The sequence below is a fragment of the Clostridium sp. UBA871 genome, assembly GCF_002295255.1.
GTDB classification, from domain to species: domain Bacteria; phylum Bacillota; class Clostridia; order Clostridiales; family Clostridiaceae; genus Clostridium_J; species Clostridium_J sulfidigenes.
In genome coordinates this window covers 547,182-571,201 of sequence record NZ_DBFV01000004.1, presented here as the reverse complement: position 1 = coordinate 571,201, position 24,020 = coordinate 547,182, and the positions used below count along the sequence as shown (strand labels likewise).

Genomic DNA, 24,020 nt, shown 5'->3' with positions numbered 1-24,020 from the left:
ATTTTGTGAGGGATTAAATATGAATATTAATATCTATAAGGAAAAAATAGAAAGTTGGATGGAAAACTATTTTAAAACTAAAGATGTTGGTGATAGTTCCATGTTAGAACCTATAATATATAGCTTAAAGGTTGGGGGTAAAAGAATAAGACCTATTCTTATGATTTGTACTTATAATATGTATAATAATATTATAGATGAAATCCTTCCTTTTGCTGCATCTATGGAGATGATACACACCTATTCATTAATACACGATGATCTTCCATGTATGGATGATGATGATTTAAGAAGAGGTAAACCAACAAATCATAAGGTGTATGGAGAAGCTATGGCTACTTTAGCTGGAGATAGTTTACTAAATGAGGCTATGAATGTTATGTTTTCACAATGTCTAAGTGGGGAATTGAAAAAAATTAGAGCAGCAGCGATTATTTCAAAGTCATCAGGTATAGATGGTATGATAAAGGGTCAAATTATAGATATAAGAAGTGAAGGTCAAAAAATAAATGAAGAAATTCTTTTAGAGATGCACAAGAATAAAACAGGTCAGCTAATATCAGCTTCTATTATTGCAGGGGCTACAATGGGAGAGGCTCCAGAAAAAGATTTGGAAACTCTTAAATCTTTTGGAGAAAAACTAGGTCTTGCATTCCAAATTAAAGATGATATTTTAGATGTTGAAGGAGATTCGAAATTACTAGGTAAAACTCAAAGTGATGGAGAAAATGATAAAGCGAATTTTATTACCATGTATGGAATTAATAAGTGTAAAGAGTTTTGTAACAATTTAACTCAAGAATGTTATGAGCTTTTAAATAGCATAGAAAGAGATACAAAAGAACTAGAAGATATAACTAAGTTTTTGTTGGAGAGAGAATACTAATCTACTAAAACAAATGACTCTAAGCACATTTAACTTTATTCGATGACTACCAGCTCTAATACTCCCATCTTTTTCAAATCGGGAGTTAAGAGCTGGTACGTCTCTGGATAACGATTTCTCCTAAAGGACAACGAATTCTAAGTATCAAATTAATTGACACTTAGAATTCTGTTAGTAAGTTTCAAGGAAGCTAAGAAATCTGTTAATAAAAAAAGTAATGTCAATTAATTATAGTTATGCTATAATTAATTTAATGAGGTGGTGCAGTATTCTAGTCAGGTAAGTACTTTTGAGGACGGGGCTAAAAATCCGTTGAAGGGCACATCGATGAAGTTCCTTGTGCTGGCCTGTAACGCCCAGTTGTGGGCTTGTGCTGGGAGTAAGGTTGTGGGGCGACCGCAAAGGCATGCGACATCGACCCTACAATCGTGGAGACCAATGTTTGTGCTTTGGGAGAGATACCCACGGTACGGCACTGGATTAAACCTGCATTGTGGTAAACGAGCTATGTGCAGAGTAGCCTGCCTTGAGTGAGGTGGGTGGAGGTGAGAACAAATCTTGTTACCCCGGCCAGGGTAATGGGGCTATTGCTTGCTAAAACCCATGTTGCAAAAGAGGATAAGAGAGTACCTAACTGTCGAGGAAATCTCCTAGACTGTTCCATGTGAAGCATATTAAGGATTGCAGTGTGGACTAAGTGGTAATCTAGCCCTGTAGTTGGAAACACTATAGATAGAGCATTAAAGGGAAACCGTCAAGATGGCGACATCTTGATTACTCTATGGGAAATCCTGCTAGACCTAAGCCGCAAATTTTACTTAGTATGCTACCACCTTTATCTATTTTGGAGGGTAAAATTGGAAAGCGATAGTAGTAGGCGGAATAAAAAAGCCAAAAACAAAGAATGTAAGAAAAAAAATACAAAAGAAGCATTATGGATAACTAAAATTACAATTTATACTATAATTATTAGTGGAACTGCTTCACTTTTATCAGAATCTACACTTCCAAGGGTTAATGCTTCCTTAGCGTTTACCATATTAGTGTTGATTATTTTTTTAGGCGTAATTTTTGATGTGATAGGTACAGCGGTTACGGCAGCAAATGAAATTCCATTTCATGCCATGGCTGCAAAGAAGATAAAAGAAGCAAAGATAGCAGTGAAGATGATAAGAAATGCAAGTAAGGTTTCGAACTTTTGTAACGACGTGGTAGGAGATGTGTGTGGTATTATAAGTGGAGCTGTAGGTGTAGTAATAGTAGCAAAAATATTGCAACTTTACCCTTATGGTTCTGAAATATTAATAGCATCTGGTATTAGTGCAATGATAGCAGGAGCTACTGTTGGTGGAAAAGCAATAGGAAAAAAATTCGCAATTACAAATAGTAATAATATATTATATGCAGTTGCAAAAGTAATATATTTTATAAAACGAGGTTAAGGCAAATGTCAAAGTATTTAGATAGATATGAAGATTTTAATGAAATAAGAAACATGAAAATAAATGAATTGGAAGAATTTGCAGAAGAAATACGTCAATTTCTGATTACTCAAGTCTCCAAGACGGGAGGACACTTATCATCTAATTTAGGTGTAGTTGAATTGACTATGAGTTTATTTAACGTATTTGATTTTAACAAGGATAAGATAATTTGGGATGTAGGACATCAATCTTATGTTCATAAAATATTAACAGGACGTAAAGAAAAATTTGATACCCTTAGACAATATAAAGGTCTTAGTGGATTTCCTAAAACAGAAGAAAGTAAGTATGATATGTTCAATACAGGACATAGTAGTACATCTATATCGGCAGCCGCAGGGATGGCAAGGGCTAGAGACATAAAAAATGAGAAACATGATGTGGTAGCTGTAATTGGAGATGGAGCCCTTACTGGCGGAATGGCTATGGAGGCTTTAAATGATATAGGATATAATAAAACTAAGATGATAGTAGTATTAAATGATAATCAAATGTCTATTTCACCAAATGTTGGAGGAATATCCACATATCTAAATGATTTAAGGATGGGAAATGCTTATAATAGAGTTAAAAGTGATGTAAATGCTACTTTGGAGAAGATACCAAAGGTAGGAAAAAGTATGATTAATTCTATAAATAAGATGAAGGATTCTGTAAAGCAACTTATGGTTCCTGGAATGCTTTTTGAAAATATGGGTTTAAAATATTATGGACCAATAGATGGCCATGATATTAAAGAGATGAGTAAGGTACTAAAAAAAGCTCAACAGGTAGAAGGCCCAGTAATTATTCATGTAATAACTAAAAAAGGTAAAGGTTATGAGTATGCAGAGGAGTTCCCAGATAAATTTCATGGAGTAGGACCTTTTAATTGTGAAAATGGACAGCAACCTTCAAAGGCTAGCAAATCCTATTCAGAAATTTTTGGTGATACTATGGTAAAATTAGCAGAAAAAAACAGAAAATTAGTAGCTATAACTGCAGCTATGCCAGAGGGAACAGGACTTGAGGGATTTTCTAAGGAATTCCCAAAGAGATTTTTTGACGTAGGTATAGCAGAGCAACATGCGGTAACCATGGCAGCAGGTATGGCATCACAAGGATTAAAGCCTGTATTTGCAGTGTATTCTACTTTTCTTCAAAGAGCCTATGATCAAGTTATTCATGATGTAGCAATACAAAAATTGCCAGTGGTAATTGCTATAGATAGAGCGGGTATTGTAGGTCAAGATGGAGAAACTCACCAAGGGGTATTTGATTTATCTTACTTAACACACATACCAGATATGACAATAATGAGTCCTAAATGTACTGAAGAGTTAAGGTATATGCTACAGTTTGCAGTTACACAAAACTATCCTATAGCTATAAGATATCCAAGGGGTGGAGACTTATCTAATATTAAACTTTCACCTATGACTTTCTTTAGAAAAGGTAAGTGGGAAGTTTTAGGTAATAAATCTGGAAAAGTGGCAATAATAGCAGTAGGTAAAATGGTTCAGAATGTAATTATTGCTAAAGAAATGTTAAAGGAGAAAAATATAGATTGTACAATAGTAAATAGCTGTTTTGTAAAACCTATAGACACTGAATTGATAAAAGAACTAGTACAGTCAGGATATGATTTAGTTACTGTAGAAGATAATATGATATCTGGTGGTCTTGGAAGTGAGATATTAGAGTATTTAAATAGGGAAGGGTTACTTAAGAATAATATTTTAACATTAGGATTTAAGGATAAATTTATACAGCATGGAGATGTTAATATATTATATAATCTTAACAAATTAGACCCAGAAGGAATTTGTAGTAGTGTAGAGGAATTTTTAACTAAGGAGTAAGCATGTTAAAGGAAAGAGTTAGATTAGATTTATTAGTAGTAAAAAAGCAATTAGCAATTTCTCGTGAAAAAGCTAGAGAATATATTTTATCTGGAAAAATATATGTCAATGGAAAAGAAGAAAGAAAATGCGGGCTAAAAGTTGAAGAAACTGCTGAAGTTGAAATGTGTGGGGAAGTAATTCCCTATGTAAGTAGAGGTGGACTTAAATTAGAAAAAGCCCTTAAAGATTTTAATATAAATCTTAAAGGGCTTAAATGCTTAGATATAGGAGCATCTACTGGAGGATTTACAGAATGTATGCTTACTAGTGGAGTCATTAAGGTATATGCAATAGATGTAGGTAAAGATCAATTGGCAGACAAACTTAAAGGGGATAAAAGAGTTGTTTCTATGGAAAGCACAAATGTAAGAAATCTTACAATAGAACAAATTGGTGAATCCTGTGATTTTGCATCTATAGATGTATCTTTTATTTCATTAGATAAAGTAATACCTCATGTTATTCCACTTTTGAAGGACGTGGGAGAAGTGGTAGCACTTATAAAACCTCAGTTTGAAGCTGGTAGAGGAAAAGTTTCTAAAAAAGGGGTAGTAAGGGATAGTAAAATCCATGAAGAGGTTATTTTAAATGTAGTAACTTTTTTGAAGGAGAGTCACATTAATATATTAAATTTAACTTATTCAGGCATTAAGGGTCCTAATGGAAATATAGAATATCTGATTAATTTTACTAAAGATTTTAATAGAATTGGAAATTTTAACAGCAATAGTATAGGAAACATTGTAAAAAATGCTCATGAAAAACTTACTGTGGAGGATATATGAAGAGTATAGGTATTAACATAAATTCATCTAAAGATAAGAAGAATACAATACTAAACTATGTTCATGATCTAATAAAGGAAGAATTTCCTGAAAGTGAATTACACATATTTAAAGATGCTGAGGGATTGGAGCTAGAAGAAAACAAAAAATTAGATTTACTCGTTACCTTAGGTGGGGATGGAACTATCTTAAGAGCAGCAAGAAAGATATATAAATATGGAGTACCAATTCTTGGAGTTAATATAGGCCATTTAGGTTTTTTAACTAGTGTAGAACTAACAGAAGTTAGTGAAGCTATTAAAAAACTTAAAAATAATGAATTTAAAATCATGGAAAGAATGATGATAAAGGTTACTATTCCTAAAAAAGATAGTGAAAATGTCCATGTAGCTTTAAATGATATAGTTATAACCAAAGGGATTCTAAGCAGAATGTTGACTTATAATATATTTGTAGATGGAAGCTTTTATAGTAGCTATAAAGCTGATGGGTTAATAGTATCTACCCCTACAGGCTCTACAGCCTATTCTTTATCAGCGGGGGGGCCAATAATCTATCCAACTATGGAGCTAATAAGTTTAACTCCTATTTGTCCTATATCTAATGGAGTAAAGACGATTATTTTAGATCCTCATAACAAGATAAAAATAATATTAAATACTAATGAAGATAACGTATTCTTAACCTGTGATGGGCATTTAGAATTAGAATCAGATAAATACAATGAGATGATAATTGAAACAATTGAAGATAAGTGTAAGATTGTTCAATTTAAGGATTATGATTATTTTAAAATATTAAGAACGAAAATAATTTCAAGATCTATGGATTGTGAGGAGAAAATATATGAAAGAAAATCGCCATAGTATAATATTGGATATAATAAAAAATGAAGATATTGAAACTCAAGAAGATTTAGCTGATAGATTAAGAGCTAAAAATATAAATGTAACTCAGGCAACTGTATCTAGAGATATAAAGGAATTAAACTTAATTAAAACCTTATCTCATACAGGAAGATACAAGTATGCACAAGTAAATTCAAATAACAACTCAACTATTAGTGCATTGGCATACATATTTTCAAATACAGCTATATCTGTTGAAAAAGTAGATAAAATTTTGGTTGTTAGAACAATTACAGCATCAGCTCAAGTTGCAGCTGAAGCAATTGACTCTTTTAAATTAGAAGGAATTGCAGGAACGATAGCTGGAGATAATACTATTTTTATCTTGGTAAGGACTGACGAAAAAGCCGAGGAACTTAAATTAGAAATAGAAAAATTAATAAAGTAAATGAGGAATGGTATAAATGCTTTTACAACTTAATATTATGAACTTTGCTCTTATAGAAAAACTATCCATAGATTTTTCTAAGGGATTTAATGTTTTATCAGGAGAAACAGGAGCAGGTAAATCTATATTAATTGATGCTATTAGCTTTGTTCTTGGAGGTAAATTTAATAAGAATTTAATAAGGGTAGGAGAAGATAAAACTGTAGTAGAAGCAGTTTTTTCTATTGAAAATCAAAGAACTAAGGCTATTTTAGAAGAATTAGATATTATTGATGAGGGAATAGTAATACTCAGTAGGGAAAGCTTTCACTCAGGTAAAACCATAGCAAAAGTAAATAATAAAACCTTATTGCTATCTAAAATAAAGCAGGTTAGTGAAACTTTAATTGATATTCATGGTCAACATGAAAACCAAAATTTATTAGATAGTTCAAAGCACATAAATTATGTAGACTCATTTGGCCAAGATTTATTGGTGAATAAGCTTGAAGAATACGATAAATTTTATTTAAAATATGGTGAAGTTGAAGAAAAAATAAATAGACTTCAAGGAAACGATGGAGAAAGAGAGAAAAAAATAGATTTTCTAAAGTTTCAAATAGATGAAATTAATAGCATAAAACCTAAAATAGGTGAAGATGAAGAGTTATCAAAAAAATTTAATATGTTATCTAATGGAGAAAAAATCAAAAAGGCGTTAGAAAAAAGTTATATGCTACTTAAAGAGAATGATGAAAGTAGGATTTCTATTATAGATTCCTTAATGTATGTTATTAGAGAACTTAAGTCTATTGAAGCTCATCATGAAGAAGTTAAATCCATAGTAGATTCTCTGGAGGAATCATATTACTTGTTAGAGGATAATACTAGAACTCTTAGTGACTTAAAGGATAATACAGACTATGATATAGGTGAATTGGAATTTATAAATTCTAGAATGTATCAATTATCTGCTTGTAAAAAGAAATATGGACCTACTTTAGAAGATGTGCTAGTGTATAAAAATAATATAGAAGAACAATATTTCGAATTAATAAACAGTGGAGAGATTATAGAAGAATTATTAAAACAAAAGAAAAAGTTATATGAAAAATTAGAAGGAATAGCACAGGAATTACATAATTTAAGATTAGAAATAAGTGAAGTACTAGAAAAAGAAATAAAAAAAGAATTAGATTATGTAGGTCTTGAAAAAAGTAGATTTAAAATAGAGGTAGCATATACAGATAATCTTAATTATAAAGGTAGAGACAAGATACAGTTCAACATTTCCACTAACCCTGGACAGCCATTACAGCCTTTAGAAGAAGTGGTTTCGGGTGGAGAATTATCAAGGATTATGCTAGCACTTAAAACTGTGTTTGTAGATAAAGACCAAATTCCATCTGTAATATTTGACGAGGTAGATACTGGAATAAGTGGTAGGATAGCTCAAAGAGTAGGAGAAAAAATGGTGCTTATTTCTGAAGCTCATCAAGTATTTTGTATAACTCATTTACCTCAAATTGCAGCACTAGCAGATGTGAATTATTTAATTGAAAAAAACAGCGATGAAGTAAATACGTTTACAAAAGTTAAGAAGCTGAAGGATGATGAAGTGGAACAAGAAGTAGCTAGAATAATTGGTGGTAGCGAAGTTACGGCTATAACTATTGAAAATGCAAGAGAGATGATTTCAAAAGCAAAAGAAATAAAAAGTGATTTAAGACAATAAACAGAGTTCTTAGATTTTATTATAAATTTTAAAAAATAAAAATTAAAATGTGAATATATACTATAAAAATGTTTAACACTATAAACTAAGTATAACTTTAGTTTATAGTGTTTTATTTTCATGTTCTAAAAAATTCAATTAGGAAATCTTTTTGGGTTTAAAAGAAAAAGAACTCTAACATAAAAATTTCTCATAGGGGAAAATTAAAGTTAAACATTCTTTACAGGAGGTAAAGCATTATGAAAAAATTTAGTAATATTTTATTCTTGATATTTACTACAACCTTCATACTAATATCTATAAATTGCTATACTGATATAATTAATAGATATTTTAATGAAGCAGTGCCTTCAATAAATAATTATTCAAGTGCTATGGACTATAAATTAAATTTTTCAGAAGCTACTAGTCTAAAAAAGGTTAATTATGCTAAAACCTCCGACATAATGGTTTACCCAGGAGGAAAACCTTTAGGAATTAAAATTAATACAAAAGGAGCCCTTGTTATTGCTTTGTCAGATATTGAGGTAGATGGTAATAAGGTTCAAAGCCCAGCTGCTATTTCTGGAATAGCTATAGGAGATAGTATTACAAAAATTAACAATGAAACAATAAAAAGTGCCGAAGATATAGCTACTTATGTAAATAGAGCAAAGGGAGGGCAGGTTAAAATTACAGTAAATAGAAAAGGCGAAGAAATGAATTTTGTAGTTAATCCAGTGGTCAGTAAGAAGGATGAAAACTATAAAATTGGATTATGGGTTAGGGATTCTGTGGCAGGTGTGGGAACTTTAACATTTTATCATAAAGAAAGTGGGAAGTTTGGAGCACTAGGACATCCTATAACAGATATGGATACCAATACTATTATGAGTGTTGGGAAAGGTGAAATTGTAGATTCTAATATAGTGTCAGTTAGGAAAGGAGCTAAAGGTAGTCCAGGTGAACTTAGGGGGATTTTTACAGATAGTAATAAGACCTTAGGAATAATTAGATTAAATACCCCTGTTGGAGTATTTGGAGAAGGTAATGATAATTTAATATGCAATAATTATAATAAGCCTATGAAGGTAGGATTTAAAGATGAAGTTAAGGTAGGAAAAGCACAAATTCTTACAACTATAGATGGAGAAGAGCCTCAATTATTTGACATAGTAATAGAAAAATTATTAAATCAACAAGAACCAAATGGTAAAAGTATGATAATAAAAGTTACAGATCCATTGTGCATAGAGAAAACAGGTGGGATTATTCAAGGTATGAGTGGAAGTCCAATAATTCAAAATAACAAAATAGTAGGTGCAGTAACCCATGTTCTTGTCAATAAGCCTGATACAGGATATGGAATATATATGGATTGGATGATAAATGAAGCAGACATTAGGAAATAAATAAATATTATCAATTACACTTAAAAAATACAAAAGGCTATATAATAATCATAAATAATTAAATAAAAACAATCTATTTATATAAAATTACAATAGGTTGTTTTTATTTGACTCAAAATGATGTTATAATATAAGAAAAGGTTGAATTTTAAAAAAATTTATTTTTTTTTAGGTAGTAGAAGGAGTTTTATTACTTTTGTCGAAATTATATATCTATGATATGGTAAAAATTACAAAAAGGGGAGTTGTGGAATGGAGCAAAGAAGCATTAATGTGCTAATTGCAGATGATAATAAGGAGTTTTGCAATATTTTAAGTGATTATTTTTTAAGTCAAAAGGACATCAACGTAGTTGGTGTAGCAAAAGATGGAGTAGAGGTTTTAGAACTTATTGAACAAACTAACCCTGATTTAGTAGTTCTAGACATTATAATGCCTCATTTAGATGGATTAGGAGTTCTTGAGAGATTAAATACAATGAATTTAAATCCAATGCCTAGAATAATTATATTATCAGCAGTAGGTCAAGACAAAATAACTCAAAGAGCTATATCTTTAGGAGCTGATTATTATGTAGTTAAGCCTTTTGATATGGACGTATTATCTAATAGAATTAGAGATATGTTTAATAATTCAATTTCAAGTGATACAGTTAGAAAAACACCAGTTACTAATACAACTAGTTCTTCATCATTAATGATGGATGCTAAACCCAAATCAAATAGTGGATCTATGGATTTAGAATCAGAAATTACTAATATTATTCATGAAATTGGTGTACCAGCTCATATTAAAGGGTATATGTATTTAAGAGAAGCCATAACTTTAGTGGTAAATGACATAGAATTATTGTCAGCAGTAACTAAAGAACTATATCCAGCAATAGCTAAGAAATACAATACTACTGCAAGTAGAGTAGAAAGAGCTATAAGACATGCTATAGAAGTTGCATGGGGTAGAGGACAGGTTGATACTATTAATAAGTTATTTGGATACACTATTCATAATGAAAAGGGTAAACCAACAAATTCAGAGTTCATTGCAATGGTAGCAGACAAGCTAAGACTTAAAAATAAAGTATGCTAGAAGTTTAATATTATTAGGTTTATAGTAAAATTTAAGTCGATTAATTATTAAAGCTAAGGCAACAAATTGTTTTTACACCAACAATATATAATTAAAAATTATAGACATCTTTTAATTTGAAAAAATTGAAGGTGTCTATTTTATGTATGATAGGTTATTATATATTGTGAGGAGTGGTGATGATGAAACTTTTTGAGAAAACTATTAGTGAAGAATATAAGTTTAAAGGAACAGTAATAAATTTAAAAGTGCAACAAGTGGAACTTCCTAATGGAAAAGTGGGAAAAAGAGAACTTGTAGAACATCCAGGAGCAGTTGGTATAGTAGCTTATTTGAATTCAGATACTATACTTATTGTGGAACAGTTTAGAAAAGCATTAGATAGAGCAATTTTAGAAATACCAGCTGGAAAAATAGAAAAGGGAGAAGATATTAAACTATGTGGCATTAGAGAATTGGAAGAAGAAACTGGATATAGGGCTAAAAAATTTCAGTTCTTAGGTAAAATAGCTACAGCACCTGGATTTTCAGATGAATATATATATTTATATAAGGCTACTGAGTTATATAAAGGGAAAGTTAATAGAGATGATGATGAATTTATAAATGTAAAATTATATAGTATAGATAAAATTAAAGAAATGGTTAAAAGTGGAGAAGTTATAGACGGAAAGACCATTGCAGCTTTAGCATACTTGTAAAAATTAAACAAAATGGAATATTACCCTTGGGTTAGGCATAAATATAAATTAATTCTTAAATAAACTAAGGGGGAATATGTATGACATTAAGAAGCATAATAGATAGTTTTAATAAACATTTTTATGAAAATATTTGGATGTATTTATTAACAATATTATTTATTGCCACTGGGATGATTCTAGGTCTCTATTGTGTTAAATATATGGGGGATGTGGACAAGAGTACCTTAATTAACTATATAACTGCTTTTGGATCATCATCGACCTTAGATGGATTATCTAATAAAGAAATATTAATGGGTACTTTAAAAAATAATATACCCATTATAATTGGATTTTGGTTCTTGGGATTAACAGTGGTAGGACTTCCAATAATTATTTTGATTAATATTTACAAAGGATTTTCTTTAGGATTTACTTTTAGTTTTTTTATATATGGATTAAAAGAAAAAGGATTACTCTTATCACTTTTAGGTGTTTTACCACAAAACCTTATATATATACCATGTTTAATATTTTTATCAGTATTATCTATTGAATTTTCTATAGGTATAGTAAAAGAAAAATTTACAAAGAAATATTCACCTAATACTGGTTCAGTAAAAAATTATACTATGATGTTTTTAATTGTCACAGGAGTTATGTTCATTGGATTTTTATTTGAGTCTTTTATAACGCCTATACTTATAAATTTTGCACTAAAGGGGTTAGGGGCATAAAAGTATGAAAGATGACATTAAAAAGTTCTTAATTATATACGCAGAGTGCTTTATAATTATATTTGTCATGGGGGGAGTACTGCCTAATATATTAGATTATGTACTGAATTATTTTTATAAACCTGGAATTTATGAAAATAGTATTTTAGTTGGCAATGAACTAATAAAACCTTTAGAAATATTATATAATTATATTCATATATTTAATTCCATATTGAGATAAAGGAATAATATAGATAAATAAATTCAACTAATAAATTGACATATTTCAATAATAATGTACTATTATATTATGTGCCATTGCTAAAAAAGATGGAAGTTTAGCAGTGACACATAATTTATTTTATTTAGTTATATATTTTGAAACAACTGTGGTAAAATATAATATATCAGTGACTAAGAAGAAAGGAAGTATATCATGGATAGAAAAGTAGTTTTAGTTGTGCTTGATAGTGTTGGTATTGGAGAACTTCCAGATGCAGAGCTTTATGGAGATAAAGGTAGTAATACTTTAGGTAATATAGCAAAACATGTTAAAGGTTTTTCTATTCCAAACTTAGAAGCTTTAGGAATTGGTTCCATAGAAGGCGTGGAAAACCTTATTAAGTGCGAAAATCCAGAAGGAATTTATGGAAGATGTAGTGAACTTTCAAAAGGAAAGGATACTATTACAGGACATTGGGAAATGGCAGGAGTAATTTTAGAAACACCTCTTCAAACTTATCCTAATGGTTTTCCAAGAGAAATTATGGATGAATTTGAAGCTAAGATAGGAAGAAAGACTTTAGGAAATGTAGTTGCTTCTGGTACAGCCATCATTGAGGAATTAGGGGAAGAACATATAAGAACTGGATACCCTATAATCTACACTTCTGCAGATAGTGTATTCCAAATTGCAGCTAACGAAGATGTAATACCTTTAGAAGAATTATATAATATGTGCAAAATTGCAAGAGAAATGTTAGTTGGAGATAAGATGGTAGGTAGAGTAATTGCCAGACCATTTAAAGGTATGAAAAAAGGTGAGTTTGTAAGAACAGCTAATAGACATGATTATGCACTAGAGCCTTTTAATAAGACTGCTCTTGAGTATGTCAGTGAAGCTGGCTTACCTATGGCAGCTGTAGGTAAGATTAAAGATATATTTACAGGAAAAGGTGTTACAGAATCAGTATCTATAAAGGACAATATGGATGGGGTTGATAAAACTTTACAAATGATGAAGTCTCATTCTAATGGATTCATATTTACAAACTTAGTAGATTTTGATATGAAATTTGGACATAGAAATGATGTAGAAGGATATGCTAAGGCTTTAGAAGAATTTGATGATAGATTACCAGAAATTAAAGAAGCTTTAGGAGATAATGATGTATTAATCATTACTGCAGATCATGGATGTGATCCAACTACAGAAGGTACAGATCATTCCAGAGAATATGTGCCTGTACTTGTATATGGAAGAAATCTTAAGGAAGATATAAATCTTGGAACTAGAAATGGATTCTGCGATATAGGTAAAACTGTATTAGATTTACTTGATATTGAAAATGATTTAGTAGGAAAAAGCTTCAAAGATTTAATTGTATAGCTAGTAATCTAGGTTTAAAAGAGTTTTAGATAGTATAAAAATATAAAGACAATAAGAATAATAAAAATTTTAATACACAAATTACAATATATAAATTCCTTAAAGGTAATAATATATTGTAATTTGTTGTTAATATTATTTATTTAACTAACTAGTCAAACAAATAACATTAAGATAAATTAATAAGCTGATAATATAGAGTATAACTAAATAAAATTATATAACTGTGAAGAAGAGGAGAAATTATAATGGATATTAAATTAATTAATGAGAGTGTAGAATACATAAAGGCTAAGTTAAGCTTCCAACCAGAAATAGGTATTATCTTAGGCTCTGGTCTTGGTGATATGGCTGACAAGGTTGAAGATAGGGTGGTAGTAAAGTATTCAGAAGTACCTAATCTTCCGGTATCTACAGTACAAGGTCATGCAGGACAATTTGTATGCGGAACTTTAGAAGGTAAAAAGGTTATCATGATGCAAGGTAGATTTCATTATTACGAAGGCCATCCTATGAGCGTATTAGCACTTCCAATCCATATCATGAAATATTTGGGTGTTAAGTCCTTGATAGTAACTAATGCTTGTGGTGGTGTTAATACTAGCTTTGTACCAGGTGATTTAATGATGATTACAGATCATATAAACTTTGCAGGTACAAATCCACTTATAGGTAAAAATGAAGAAGAAATAGGAGCAAGATTCCCAGATATGTCTACAGCTTATGATAGAGAATATTTAAAACTAGCAAAAGAAGTTGGAGCATCTCTTAATATAGAATTAAAAGAAGGGGTTTATATGATGTTTACAGGTCCAGTATATGAAACTCCAGCAGAGGTAAGAATGGCAAGAATACTAGGTGCTGATGCAGTTGGAATGTCAACGGTTCCTGAAGTTCTTGCAGCTAATCATTGTGGTCTTAGAATACTAGGAATTTCATGCATAACTAACATGGCAGCTGGAATCTTAGACCAACCATTAAATCATGAAGAAGTAATAGAAACTTCTGCTAAAGTAAAATCAAAATTTGTTTCTTTAGTGAAAGGAATAGTTAGAGAATTATAATAGTGGGCCATTACAAACAAAATTAAATATAAAGGTATAGAGCGGGGTGTGATTTATGAGAATGTATGATTTGATTCTAAAAAAGAGAAATGGTGGAGAGCTTTCTACAGAGGAAATAAATTATTTTGTAGAGAGCTATACAAAGGGAGAAATTCCAGATTATCAAGTATCAGCTCTTTTGATGGCTATATATTTTCAAAAGATGAATAAGAGAGAAACTTCAGACTTAACAATGGCAATGGTACATTCTGGAGATATGTTAGATTTAAGTGAAATTCAAGGCGTTAAGGTAGATAAGCACAGTACAGGTGGAGTAGGAGATACTACGACTTTAGTGCTTACACCTATGGTAGCAGCATTGGGGATACCAGTAGCTAAGATGTCAGGGAGAGGCCTAGGGCATACTGGAGGAACCATAGATAAGTTAGAAGCTTTCAAAGGTTTTTCAGTGGAGATGCCAACAGAAAAATTCATTAATAATGTTAACACTATTAAAATTGCTGTGGGAGGACAGACTGGAGACTTAGCACCAGCTGATAAGAAGTTATATGCCTTAAGAGATGTTACAGCAACCGTTGATAATGTTTCTTTAATTGCATCTAGCATTATGAGCAAAAAAATAGCTTCAGGAGCTGATGCTATAGTTTTAGATGTTAAGGTTGGAGATGGAGCTTTCATGAAAAATACAGAATCTGCTAAGGAATTGGCTACAGAAATGGTTTCTATAGGAAAACATATTGGGCGTAATACTATGGCAGTAATTTCTGATATGGACCAACCATTAGGTTTAGCTATAGGTAATGCTTTAGAAGTAGAAGAAGCCATAAATACATTAAAGGGAAATGGTCCCGAGGACTTATTACAACTTTCTTTAGTTTTAGGAAGTCGTATGGTAATGTTAGCAGGAAAAGCAAGTACTGCGGAGGAAGCTGAAGCTATGTTAAAAGAGACTATAACTTCAGGAGCAGCTATAGAAAAACTCAAAGAGTTTGTTAAAGCTCAAGGTGGAGATATAGACTGTATCGATAATACAAATTTATTACCTAAAGCTAAGTATGTAGTACCGGTAATTGTAGAAAATAGTGGAGTGGTTAAAAAAATCCATGCTGAAAACTTAGGAATAGTTGCAATGGAACTTGGAGCAGGAAGGGCCACTAAAGAAAGTAAAATAGATTTAGCAGTGGGAATAGTTTTAAATAAAAAACGTGGTGATAAAGTAGAAAAGGGTGACACCATAGCATATATTCATAGTAATAATGAAAGCCTTATTGAAAAAGCTAATGAGGGTATCTTAAAAAACTATGAAATAGTTGAAGGCTATAAAAATGACATACCACTAATCCATGAAGTAATTAGTTAGTATATATTAATATAAAATGAAGCTATATAAAANNTTTTATATAGCTTCATTTTATTTTTAAAGTAATATATGCACCTCGAGGATATAAATTCTATATTAGGGAACTCTAAATAGGAAGAAATTTAGAAAATAAAATTTCTAAATTTCTAGGATAATTTTTAAGATTGAGGTAAAAATAACCTCATAATAATTGTTTTGGAGGTCGGTTATGAAAAAGAATAAATTTGTTTTAACTTTATTATTATCCGTACTACTTTCATTGCAGGCTATAATCCTTCCAACAGCCTTTGCTGATGATGAAATAAAAAATGAGCCTGCAGATAATGTAATAGGATTTGAGCCACAGGCAAAATCTGTAATACTATTAGAGCCTAATTCAGGTAAAGTTATTTATGAAAAAAACGCAGATGAACAGTTTGCACCTGCTTCGGTTACTAAGATAATGACTATGCTACTTGCTATGGAAGCCTTAGATGATGGAAGAATAACTCTTCAAGATAAAATAGTTTGTAGTGAAAAGGTTAAATCCATGGGCGGTAGTAGTATGATATTGGACACAGGAGAAGTAAGAACTGTGGAAGAAATTCTAAAAGGTATAGCTATAGCATCAGGAAATGATGCAGCAGTTGCAATGGCAGAGTTTTTAGAAGGCAGTGAAGAAGCTTTTGCAGTAAAAATGAATGAAAGAGCTAAGGAACTTGGAATGACTAATACTCACTTTGAAAATGCTACAGGTCTTAGTGCTCCAGGACATTTAAGTACTGCTAGAGATATTTCCATAATGTCTAGAGAGCTTTTAAAACACCCAATAATATTAAAATATTCATCTATATATATGGAAACTATATCAGAAGGTAGAAAAACACCAATTGAATTAGTTAATCATAATAAGTTGGTGAGATTTTACAAAGGGTGTGATGGACTAAAAACAGGATTTACACAAGAAGCTATGTATTGTATATCTGCTACATCAACTAGAGACAATGTAAGGATGCTTGCAGTAATAATGGGAGCACCTACATATAAACAAAGAAATGCAGATGCGAGTAAGCTTATGGATTTTGGATTTTCTAAATACCAAAGTAAAACTATAGTAGCTAAAGATGTAGATGTGCAACAAATACCATTAAATAAAAAAGGTGATTCTTTCTTTATAGCAAAAGCAAAAGATGATTTAAAAGTAACCATAGAAAAAGGCACTGAGGAAGAATTAACAAAGAAAGTAAATATTAATCCTGAACTGAAAAAAATAAATGCTGGTGATGTTGTTGGATATTGTGAAGTTTATAATGGAGATGAATTACTAGGAAAAGTAGAATTATATAGTGATAGGGAAGTAAAACAATCTCAGTTCTTTAAAAATGTTAAAGATATATTTTCAAATATATTTGATCATTCAATATAAGTATATTAAATCTTTAAATATTAATAATATAGAATAAAAAATAAATATCTGTAAAAAATATATATAAAGGTTAATTTAAAATTCAGTTTAATGCTATAGTTATCAGTTACAATATACAACCCCAAATGTATAATGCTGATATAAAAAGTCACTCTAAAATTTTTAGGGTGATTTTTTATTTTTAAATGAACTACAGTAATTTTCGATTCCAAAATAACAATTGTCATAATTGAAAGATGTGGTTTTTACTATTGTAAATTTAACTAAATTTAGAGTATAATTTAAAATGAGTGTTTTCATGCTAAAATATATATTGAAGTTTTTAGTATGCAGATAAATTTGTTGTAAGGAAGGTGAAATCATGGCATTAACAATTAAAACTTCAAACTTTGAGGGGCCCTTTGACCTTTTATTACACTTAATAAAAAAGAACCAAATGGATATATATAATATAAGTATTTTAGATATAACAAATCAATATATAGGATATCTAAATGAAATGAAGGAATTGGATTTAGATATTGCCTCAGAATTTATTGTTATGGCTACTACATTAATTGAATTAAAATCTAAGGTATTACTTCCTAAAAATAAGGAACCAGAGATTGAAGAGGTTGATGATACACAAGAGCTTATAGATAAATTAGTTCAATATAAAAAATTTAAAAATATAGCTGAATTTTTGGGCAAGAGACAAATGAATACAGGCATTATATTTACTAAAAGGCCTGAAATAATTGAAGATACCAGAGAAAAAAAGCAAGATGCCAAAGAGCTACTTAAGGGCATAACCATGATGGATTTATATAATATGTATATTGAACTTATGGAAATATATAAAAATAAGATGAATGAAACCTTCAACATAGAAGACAGAGTACAGGTTGAGTTATTTAAAATAGAAGATAAGATGGATTACTTAAAAGACGTATTAGTGCATAGTAAAAATACTACCTTCACTAGTATAATAAAGGAGAGCAAAAGTAAAACGGAAATCATTGTAACCTTCTTAGCCTTGTTAGAGTTAATAAAGCTTAAGGATGTACGAGTAGTTCAACATGGTAACTTTGGTGAAATATATTTAGAAGGAGTGATGGGGGATGAATGAACATACTAATTTAAATCATGAAGATGTAGAAGTTAATGATAAAATTTTAAGTAGAGTAAATAAAGAAGATGGAAGCATAGATATTGATCCTAGAAATAAAATAGAAGAGGTTCTTCAAGAATCAGAACATCAGTTAAATTATCTTATAGATGAATCTAAATATGAAAGATATTTTTCTATAATAGAGTCTTTATTATATGTAACTGGAGACCCATTGGAAGTAGACACTATAGCAAGTATTTTAGAATGTTCAGTAGAATTTGCTACAGAACTTTTAAAGGTTTTAGAAAAGGTATATGAAAGAGATGAGTCTAGGGGGATAAAACTAATATGTATCAATAAGGCTTATCAGCTTGGTACAAAACCTATAAATAGTGATTATCTTCAAATGCTGTTAAAGACAAATATTAGACAATCCTTATCTAGGGCTGCTCTTGAAACCCTATCTATAATTGCTTATAAACAACCAATAACTAGAATAGAAATTGAAGACATAAGAGGAGTTAAAAGTGATAGAGCTATTAGTACTTTAGTAGAAAAAGGACTTATAAAGGAATCAGGAAAGAAAAGTGTTATAGGAAGACCAAATCTTTATGCTACTACTGACGAATTCTTAAAGCATTTTGATTTTACATCTTTAGGAGAGTTACCATCTTTAGATAATTTTATTGAAGATGAAGAGCTAGTAGAATTAGAGGAAAAGGATATTGAAGAAAAGAAGTTCTAATAATATTATGGCTATATTTAAAATAAAATCTAAATCTTAAATAAATATTGAGGATGTACTTATAGTATTAAAATACACCTCAATATTATAAAAAGATTAATGAATTATTTTAAGATAGCCTTTTTTCTTAGAGTTAATCACAAGGGTCGCATGGGTTATAGACTTCAGAATAATTATCACCATTGACTTTATCTTTGTTAAATAGCCCAGAAATCATATCAATGGCTTGAGGCATTGCATCCATTATCTTATCGTATGGATTATACTCAGTCACGGAAAGAAATCTTATGGTATTTTTGTGTACTACTAAGAACCCCACTGGTTTTAAGGAGATTCCAGCACCAGATCCACCAGCAAAGGGATGCCTGTTAGAGGAATCTAAGTTAGTATCCTTAAATTCACTTCCACCTGAGGCAAAACCAAAGGATACCTTTGAAATTGGAATGATTGTGGTACCATCAGGTGCACTTACAGGATTACCGATAACTGTATCCACATCAATCATATTTTTAATATTTTCCATAGTCGACTTCATTAAATTTTCTATTGGATGACCGTCCATCTAAAATTCCTCCTTTAAATTCACTTTATCAAAGGAAGAAGTTTTTCGTACTTTGATAAGGTGATAAAAAATTACAATAACCATGTATATAATTTTTGCTATATTTATAAAAATTATACTAGTACTTTCAAATTTAAAGAAATTTTTATTATATTTAATATTGATAGTAGGAGTAAAATTTTTAACTTTAAAAAATAGATTTAAAATTGTTGAAATAAATGCTGTAATTTGATATAAAAAGCCGTAAGTAATAGCGTTTATAGCAGCATCTTCTATAGAGTAATCCACTCTAAATTTAGTGCGTATAGTAAATTTAAATTTAGAATTAACAAAGAGTTCTATTATTCCTTTCAAATCTTTAAATTTTAATTTTGAAATTTTTTCTTCGTTAGGAGTTTTTACATAATCACTCCATTTGTTTTCATTTTTAGCCCTATTTTTTTTAGTTTTTGATGGAATTATTACTTTATTATATATTTTTAAGGTAAAAATTTCATTAGCATATATAAGTGTTATTTTTATTGGAATAGGAAATAATAAGACCAGTGTAACTATGGCTAAAATCCATAAAAAACATTTCATTAGTATACTAAACCTCCATAGTTTTATATCTGCAATTCTATCCAACTATGATTTATATATTCATGGTAAATAAAAAAATAAAACTATTTGAGAATAAGTCACAAATTTAAGTTGGGAGTGTAAAAGGATGAAAAGAAGAGTATGTTGTTTCCTATTAATATTTTTATTTATTATAGTGAGTATTCCTATGAAAAACGTAGATGCAGCTCCAATAAGAGTAGATGCAGTATCTGCCATAGCTATAGATTCAGCTACTGGAACTATTTTATTTGATCAAAATGCCCATAAAGTTATACCTATGGCAAGTACAACAAAGATAATAACTGCTCTGGTTACTTTACAGTATGGAGATATAGATAGAGTTGTGGAAATATCTAAAAATGCAGCATCTATAAGAGGCTCTAAAGTAGGATATAAGGCTGGAGATAAGGTAACCATAAGAGAACTTTTATATGGTCTTATGCTCAAGTCAGGTAACGACTGTGCCATTGCTATTGCTGAAGGAACTAGTGGGACTGTAGAAAAGTTCTGTGAAGTCATGAATGAATTTGCAGTATCAATAGGTTTGTTAGATAGTCATTTTGAATCACCTCATGGTCTAGATAGTAACTCCCATTACTCTTCAGCCTATGATTTAGCTATAGCAACTAAAAAAGCTAAGGAGATTGAAGAATTTAATAAAATTGTGTCTACTAAATTAATCTCGGGAGAAGAAGGAATAGAATTTACAAAACAATTTAATAATATAAATAAACTTTTATATTCAGAGCCTAATTGTACTGGAGTTAAGACTGGATATACAGGACAGGCTGGAAAATGTCTTGTTAGTTCCTTTAAACTAGATAAAAATGAAATAATTGTAGTAACATTAAATTGTGTTCCAAGATGGAAAGAAAGTCAGAGAATTTATGAATATGTAAAAGATAATTATGAATATAAAAAAGTTATAGAAGCTGGTGAAGTTATAGGAGATATAAAAGTTAAAGGAAAAGACAAGGGAATACCATTAGTTGCTGAAGAAGATTTAATTTTTCCTGTTAGAAATGAAGAAAAAATAGTCAAAGATATTGTTCTACCTAATTATGAGTTAACTACACCAATTAGAACTACAGATGATATAGGAATGCTTACCATAACCAATGAATTAAACTCTAAATACGCAATAACCCTTCATCTCAAAGAAGATATTGAAAAAATTGGAATATGGGATTACATTAAATACATGATTAATAAAGATGAATAGAATAAATAATATAAACCAAGGTAAAAACCTTGGTTTTTTTCATGGAAATAGTAGCAAATAACTTATTGTGAAATATTCTGATAATATAGTAATTTTGGAGGCACAGGTAATGGGCTATGAACCATATAACTGTATAGATTGTGGAAGTGAATACTGTCCATGTCATTTAGCTGAGTCAGGAAATTGCATTCTTTGTTCTCACTTAGATGGCAAAGACTTTTGTGATTGCGTAAATTGGAATGGAGTATGTATATATCAGGAATTTATGCAAAACAATTTTAAGGCAAAGGAAGGAAGGAAACATCAAAGATTTCAAATTATAGATAAAGAACTAATAAATGAAAAGCTTATGATATTAAAGATTAAAGTTACTCAAAAACTAGCTAGCGAATTAGTTGGTCCTGGTTCCTTTGTATTTATTAGAAAAGAGGATTGTGAACAAGCCTTTGATACCCCAATTTGTGTAATGGATAGTGATACGGGAAATGATGTTATTACCTTGGCTATTGAATTAAAGGGACTTAAAACAAAGATACTTAAAGATGTAAATATCAATGAATATGTTTTAATTAAAGGTCCTTTTTGGAATGGAATTTTAGGACTTAATTCAGTGAATACCATTAAAAGAAATCATTGTGTTTTAGTATGTAGAGGTATAGGTCAAGCACCTATGGTACCTGTTATGGAGAAATTATACAATAATGAAAATACAATTACAGTAATTATTGATGAAGGAACTTTAGATACAATATTTATAGAAAAGGAATTGAAAAAATTTGCTACAGAAATAATTAAAACCAATACACTGCTTATGGGTGGAATTCTTGATTGTAAGTGTAGAAAGATTTTAGAAGGAATTTTAACTAAGGGTAATGTTGCTTTAGTGCATTGTGACAGTGCAGATGTGCTTAGTCATCAAATCATGAAAATAGTAGAAGCTTATGATAAGAATATTGAATTTTCTTGTTCCAATAATGCAAAAATGTGTTGTGGGGAAGGGGTTTGTGGTTGCTGTACAATTATGAATGATGATGAAAAATTGAGAAGACTGTGTAAGATGCAAACCAGTCCTAAATATATATTTGAAGGGAGAAGATTGTATTGAAGATAGTTATAATAGGGGGAGGCTGGTCTGGTTGTGCAGCTGCAATTTCTGCACGTAAAGCCGGAGCTGAAGTTGAAATATTTGAAAAAACAGATTTATTACTAGGACTTGGAAATGTTGGCGGAATTATGAGGAATAATGGAAGGTATACTGCAGCAGAGGAGCTTATAGCTCTAGGAGCTGGAGATTTAATCAACATAACTGATGCTAATACACTCCACAAAAATATAGATTTTCCAGGACATGAACATGCATGGCTTTACAATGTAAATAGAATAGAGCCAGCGGTAAGAAGACACATTGAAAAAATGGGAATAAAAGTTAGATTTGTAAGCCGTGTAGTAGATGTAAATATGGAAGGGATTAATATAAAGGGAATTTATCTTAGTAATGGTGAATATATAGAAGCAGATGCCTTTGTAGAAACTACTGGTTCTACAGGACCTATGGGAAATTGCTTACGCTATGGAAATGGTTGTTCTATGTGTATTTTAAGATGCCCAGCCTTTGGACCAAGAGTAAGTATTAGTTATAGAGCAGGTATAGAAGATATAAAAGGTGAAAGACAGGAAGATGTATTTGGTGCTTTCAGTGGATCATGCAAGTTGGAGAAGGATAGCTTATCAGAGAAAATAGTAAAACAGTTAGATGAAACAGGAGTAGTAGTATTAAAGGTTCCACCAGAAGATATAAATACGGATAAGTTAAAGCAAAAGGTTTGTCAACAATATGCACTAAAGGAATTTGCGGAAAATATAGTACTTTTAGATACTGGTCATGCTAAGTTAATGACTTCTTATTATCCCTTAGATAAACTTAGAAAAATTGAAGGTCTTGAAGAGGCAAAATTTGTAGATCCATATGCAGGTGGTAAAGGAAACTCCATTAGATATTTATCAGTTGCACCAAGAAGTAATCAGATGAAAGTTGTAGGACTTGATAATTTATTCTGTGCTGGAGAAAAAAGTGGGCTTTTTGTAGGACATACAGAAGCTATAACAACTGGTTCATTAGCAGGACATAATGCTGTTAGAAATGAGCTTGGAATGCCACTTTTAACCCTTCCAAGAAATTTAGCTACTGGAGACATTATAGCTTATGCTAATGAAAAGGTTCAAACTACAGAAGGTAGAAGAAATAGATATACCTTTGCAGGAGCCGAGTACTTTAAGAGAATGAAGGATAATGAACTTTATATTTTAGAGTCAGAAGAAATTCAAAAAAAGGTGAGGAAGTTGGAGTTAGATAATATTTTTAATCAAAAATTAGTATAGAATACATCAAATTTAGAATATAAATCTATTTAACAGTAACCATCAAGATATATG

General features: G+C 30.4%; 23 protein-coding genes. 21 read left to right on the top strand and 2 right to left on the bottom strand.

The annotated features are described in order from the left end of the window. The first annotated feature begins 19 nt into the window (after nt 1-19). The 18 genes from B3086_RS08725 to scpB all read left to right on the top strand — a co-directional run bounded on the left by B3086_RS08725 (nt 20) and on the right by scpB (nt 19,200). Entirely contained in the window at nt 20-886 is an 867-nt protein-coding gene (locus B3086_RS08725; RefSeq protein WP_346878743.1) for a polyprenyl synthetase family protein, read from the top strand. Nucleotides 887-1,743: 857 nt separating this feature from the next. After that, a complete protein-coding gene (locus tag B3086_RS08720; RefSeq protein WP_346847954.1) occupies nt 1,744-2,328 on the top strand; it encodes a hypothetical protein in 585 nt (194 codons plus the stop codon). A 5-nt stretch (nt 2,329-2,333) separates the two neighbouring features. After that, nucleotides 2,334-4,211, top strand: coding sequence for a 1-deoxy-D-xylulose-5-phosphate synthase (dxs, locus tag B3086_RS08715; RefSeq protein ID WP_346847955.1), 1,878 nt, complete (start codon nt 2,334-2,336; stop codon nt 4,209-4,211). Between the two features lie 2 nt (nt 4,212-4,213). Further along, nucleotides 4,214-5,038, top strand: coding sequence for a TlyA family RNA methyltransferase (locus B3086_RS08710; protein WP_346877413.1), 825 nt, complete (start codon nt 4,214-4,216; stop codon nt 5,036-5,038). Continuing rightward, nucleotides 5,035-5,904 (top strand): NAD(+)/NADH kinase, encoded by an 870-nt coding sequence (locus tag B3086_RS08705; RefSeq protein ID WP_346847957.1) that lies wholly within the window; start codon nt 5,035-5,037, stop codon nt 5,902-5,904. The genes B3086_RS08710 and B3086_RS08705 overlap by 4 nt, the downstream gene beginning before the upstream one ends. Continuing rightward, nucleotides 5,885-6,334, top strand: a complete 450-nt coding sequence (locus B3086_RS08700) for an arginine repressor (protein ID WP_346847958.1) — start codon at nt 5,885-5,887, stop codon at nt 6,332-6,334. The genes B3086_RS08705 and B3086_RS08700 overlap by 20 nt, the downstream gene beginning before the upstream one ends. Nucleotides 6,335-6,350: 16 nt before the next feature. Then, entirely contained in the window at nt 6,351-8,048 is a 1,698-nt protein-coding gene (gene recN, locus B3086_RS08695) for a DNA repair protein RecN (protein WP_346847959.1), read from the top strand. Nucleotides 8,049-8,284: 236 nt separating this feature from the next. Beyond that, nucleotides 8,285-9,439: a SpoIVB peptidase gene (gene spoIVB / locus B3086_RS08690; RefSeq protein ID WP_414632284.1), complete on the top strand. Its 1,155-nt coding sequence runs from the start codon at nt 8,285-8,287 to the stop codon at nt 9,437-9,439. 252 nt (nt 9,440-9,691) lie between these two features. Then, complete coding sequence (gene spo0A / locus B3086_RS08685; RefSeq protein ID WP_150844952.1) at nt 9,692-10,525, top strand: sporulation transcription factor Spo0A; 834 nt, start codon at nt 9,692-9,694, stop codon at nt 10,523-10,525. Between the two features lie 182 nt (nt 10,526-10,707). Beyond that, the gene (locus B3086_RS08680) at nt 10,708-11,226 is read left to right on the top strand and encodes an NUDIX hydrolase (RefSeq protein ID WP_346847961.1); all 519 of its coding nucleotides are present in this window, start codon (nt 10,708-10,710) and stop codon (nt 11,224-11,226) included. An 80-nt stretch (nt 11,227-11,306) separates the two neighbouring features. Further along, nucleotides 11,307-11,945 (top strand): stage II sporulation protein M, encoded by a 639-nt coding sequence (spoIIM, locus tag B3086_RS08675; RefSeq protein ID WP_346847962.1) that lies wholly within the window; start codon nt 11,307-11,309, stop codon nt 11,943-11,945. 4 nt (nt 11,946-11,949) lie between these two features. After that, on the top strand, nt 11,950-12,168 hold the full coding sequence (locus tag B3086_RS08670) for a hypothetical protein (RefSeq protein ID WP_346847963.1): 219 nt from the start codon (nt 11,950-11,952) through the stop codon (nt 12,166-12,168). A 195-nt stretch (nt 12,169-12,363) separates the two neighbouring features. Continuing rightward, entirely contained in the window at nt 12,364-13,536 is a 1,173-nt protein-coding gene (locus B3086_RS08665; RefSeq protein WP_346847964.1) for a phosphopentomutase, read from the top strand. A gap of 248 nt (nt 13,537-13,784) precedes the next feature. Next, complete coding sequence (locus B3086_RS08660) at nt 13,785-14,600, top strand: purine-nucleoside phosphorylase (RefSeq protein WP_346877414.1); 816 nt, start codon at nt 13,785-13,787, stop codon at nt 14,598-14,600. A gap of 55 nt (nt 14,601-14,655) precedes the next feature. Further along, nucleotides 14,656-15,960 carry a pyrimidine-nucleoside phosphorylase gene (locus tag B3086_RS08655; protein ID WP_346847965.1) on the top strand — a complete coding sequence of 435 codons (1,305 nt, stop codon included), beginning with the start codon at nt 14,656-14,658 and terminating at the stop codon, nt 15,958-15,960. A 208-nt stretch (nt 15,961-16,168) separates the two neighbouring features. Then, nucleotides 16,169-17,365, top strand: a complete 1,197-nt coding sequence (locus B3086_RS08650) for a D-alanyl-D-alanine carboxypeptidase family protein (protein ID WP_346880618.1) — start codon at nt 16,169-16,171, stop codon at nt 17,363-17,365. A 361-nt stretch (nt 17,366-17,726) separates the two neighbouring features. After that, nucleotides 17,727-18,473 carry a segregation/condensation protein A gene (locus B3086_RS08645; protein WP_035129401.1) on the top strand — a complete coding sequence of 249 codons (747 nt, stop codon included), beginning with the start codon at nt 17,727-17,729 and terminating at the stop codon, nt 18,471-18,473. Next, nucleotides 18,466-19,200 (top strand): SMC-Scp complex subunit ScpB, encoded by a 735-nt coding sequence (scpB, locus tag B3086_RS08640; RefSeq protein ID WP_346847967.1) that lies wholly within the window; start codon nt 18,466-18,468, stop codon nt 19,198-19,200. The genes B3086_RS08645 and scpB overlap by 8 nt, the downstream gene beginning before the upstream one ends. Nucleotides 19,201-19,333: 133 nt before the next feature. On the opposite strand, the gene ytfJ is transcribed toward scpB, so the two are convergent. After that, nucleotides 19,334-19,762 (bottom strand): GerW family sporulation protein, encoded by a 429-nt coding sequence (gene ytfJ, locus B3086_RS08635; protein ID WP_346847968.1) that lies wholly within the window; start codon nt 19,760-19,762, stop codon nt 19,334-19,336. Further along, nucleotides 19,763-20,344, bottom strand: a complete 582-nt coding sequence (locus B3086_RS08630; protein WP_346847969.1) for a DUF2953 domain-containing protein — start codon at nt 20,342-20,344, stop codon at nt 19,763-19,765. Between the two features lie 127 nt (nt 20,345-20,471). Between B3086_RS08630 and B3086_RS08625 the strand changes: the two genes are divergently transcribed. From B3086_RS08625 to B3086_RS08615, 3 genes are all read left to right on the top strand, one after another. Next, nucleotides 20,472-21,587: a D-alanyl-D-alanine carboxypeptidase family protein gene (locus B3086_RS08625; RefSeq protein WP_346847970.1), complete on the top strand. Its 1,116-nt coding sequence runs from the start codon at nt 20,472-20,474 to the stop codon at nt 21,585-21,587. Between the two features lie 67 nt (nt 21,588-21,654). After that, the gene (locus B3086_RS08620; RefSeq protein ID WP_346847971.1) at nt 21,655-22,692 is read left to right on the top strand and encodes a sulfide/dihydroorotate dehydrogenase-like FAD/NAD-binding protein; all 1,038 of its coding nucleotides are present in this window, start codon (nt 21,655-21,657) and stop codon (nt 22,690-22,692) included. After that, nucleotides 22,689-23,966, top strand: coding sequence for an FAD-dependent oxidoreductase (locus B3086_RS08615; protein WP_346877416.1), 1,278 nt, complete (start codon nt 22,689-22,691; stop codon nt 23,964-23,966). The genes B3086_RS08620 and B3086_RS08615 overlap by 4 nt, the downstream gene beginning before the upstream one ends. Nucleotides 23,967-24,020: the final 54 nt, after the last annotated feature.

Coding starts and splice junctions, on each gene's coding strand:
- B3086_RS08705 (WP_346847957.1), top strand. CDS start 5,035: ATGAAGAGTATAGGTATTAACATAAATTCATCTAAAGATAAGAAGAAT.
- B3086_RS08645 (WP_035129401.1), top strand. CDS start 17,727: ATGGCATTAACAATTAAAACTTCAAACTTTGAGGGGCCCTTTGACCTT.
- B3086_RS08670 (WP_346847963.1), top strand. CDS start 11,950: ATGAAAGATGACATTAAAAAGTTCTTAATTATATACGCAGAGTGCTTT.
- ytfJ (WP_346847968.1), bottom strand. CDS start 19,762: ATGGACGGTCATCCAATAGAAAATTTAATGAAGTCGACTATGGAAAAT.
- B3086_RS08630 (WP_346847969.1), bottom strand. CDS start 20,344: ATGAAATGTTTTTTATGGATTTTAGCCATAGTTACACTGGTCTTATTA.
- B3086_RS08680 (WP_346847961.1), top strand. CDS start 10,708: ATGAAACTTTTTGAGAAAACTATTAGTGAAGAATATAAGTTTAAAGGA.
- B3086_RS08660 (WP_346877414.1), top strand. CDS start 13,785: ATGGATATTAAATTAATTAATGAGAGTGTAGAATACATAAAGGCTAAG.
- B3086_RS08655 (WP_346847965.1), top strand. CDS start 14,656: ATGAGAATGTATGATTTGATTCTAAAAAAGAGAAATGGTGGAGAGCTT.
- B3086_RS08625 (WP_346847970.1), top strand. CDS start 20,472: ATGAAAAGAAGAGTATGTTGTTTCCTATTAATATTTTTATTTATTATA.
- B3086_RS08665 (WP_346847964.1), top strand. CDS start 12,364: ATGGATAGAAAAGTAGTTTTAGTTGTGCTTGATAGTGTTGGTATTGGA.
- spo0A (WP_150844952.1), top strand. CDS start 9,692: ATGGAGCAAAGAAGCATTAATGTGCTAATTGCAGATGATAATAAGGAG.
- recN (WP_346847959.1), top strand. CDS start 6,351: ATGCTTTTACAACTTAATATTATGAACTTTGCTCTTATAGAAAAACTA.
- B3086_RS08710 (WP_346877413.1), top strand. CDS start 4,214: ATGTTAAAGGAAAGAGTTAGATTAGATTTATTAGTAGTAAAAAAGCAA.
- B3086_RS08650 (WP_346880618.1), top strand. CDS start 16,169: ATGAAAAAGAATAAATTTGTTTTAACTTTATTATTATCCGTACTACTT.
- scpB (WP_346847967.1), top strand. CDS start 18,466: ATGAATGAACATACTAATTTAAATCATGAAGATGTAGAAGTTAATGAT.
- B3086_RS08700 (WP_346847958.1), top strand. CDS start 5,885: ATGAAAGAAAATCGCCATAGTATAATATTGGATATAATAAAAAATGAA.
- spoIIM (WP_346847962.1), top strand. CDS start 11,307: ATGACATTAAGAAGCATAATAGATAGTTTTAATAAACATTTTTATGAA.
- B3086_RS08725 (WP_346878743.1), top strand. CDS start 20: ATGAATATTAATATCTATAAGGAAAAAATAGAAAGTTGGATGGAAAAC.
- dxs (WP_346847955.1), top strand. CDS start 2,334: ATGTCAAAGTATTTAGATAGATATGAAGATTTTAATGAAATAAGAAAC.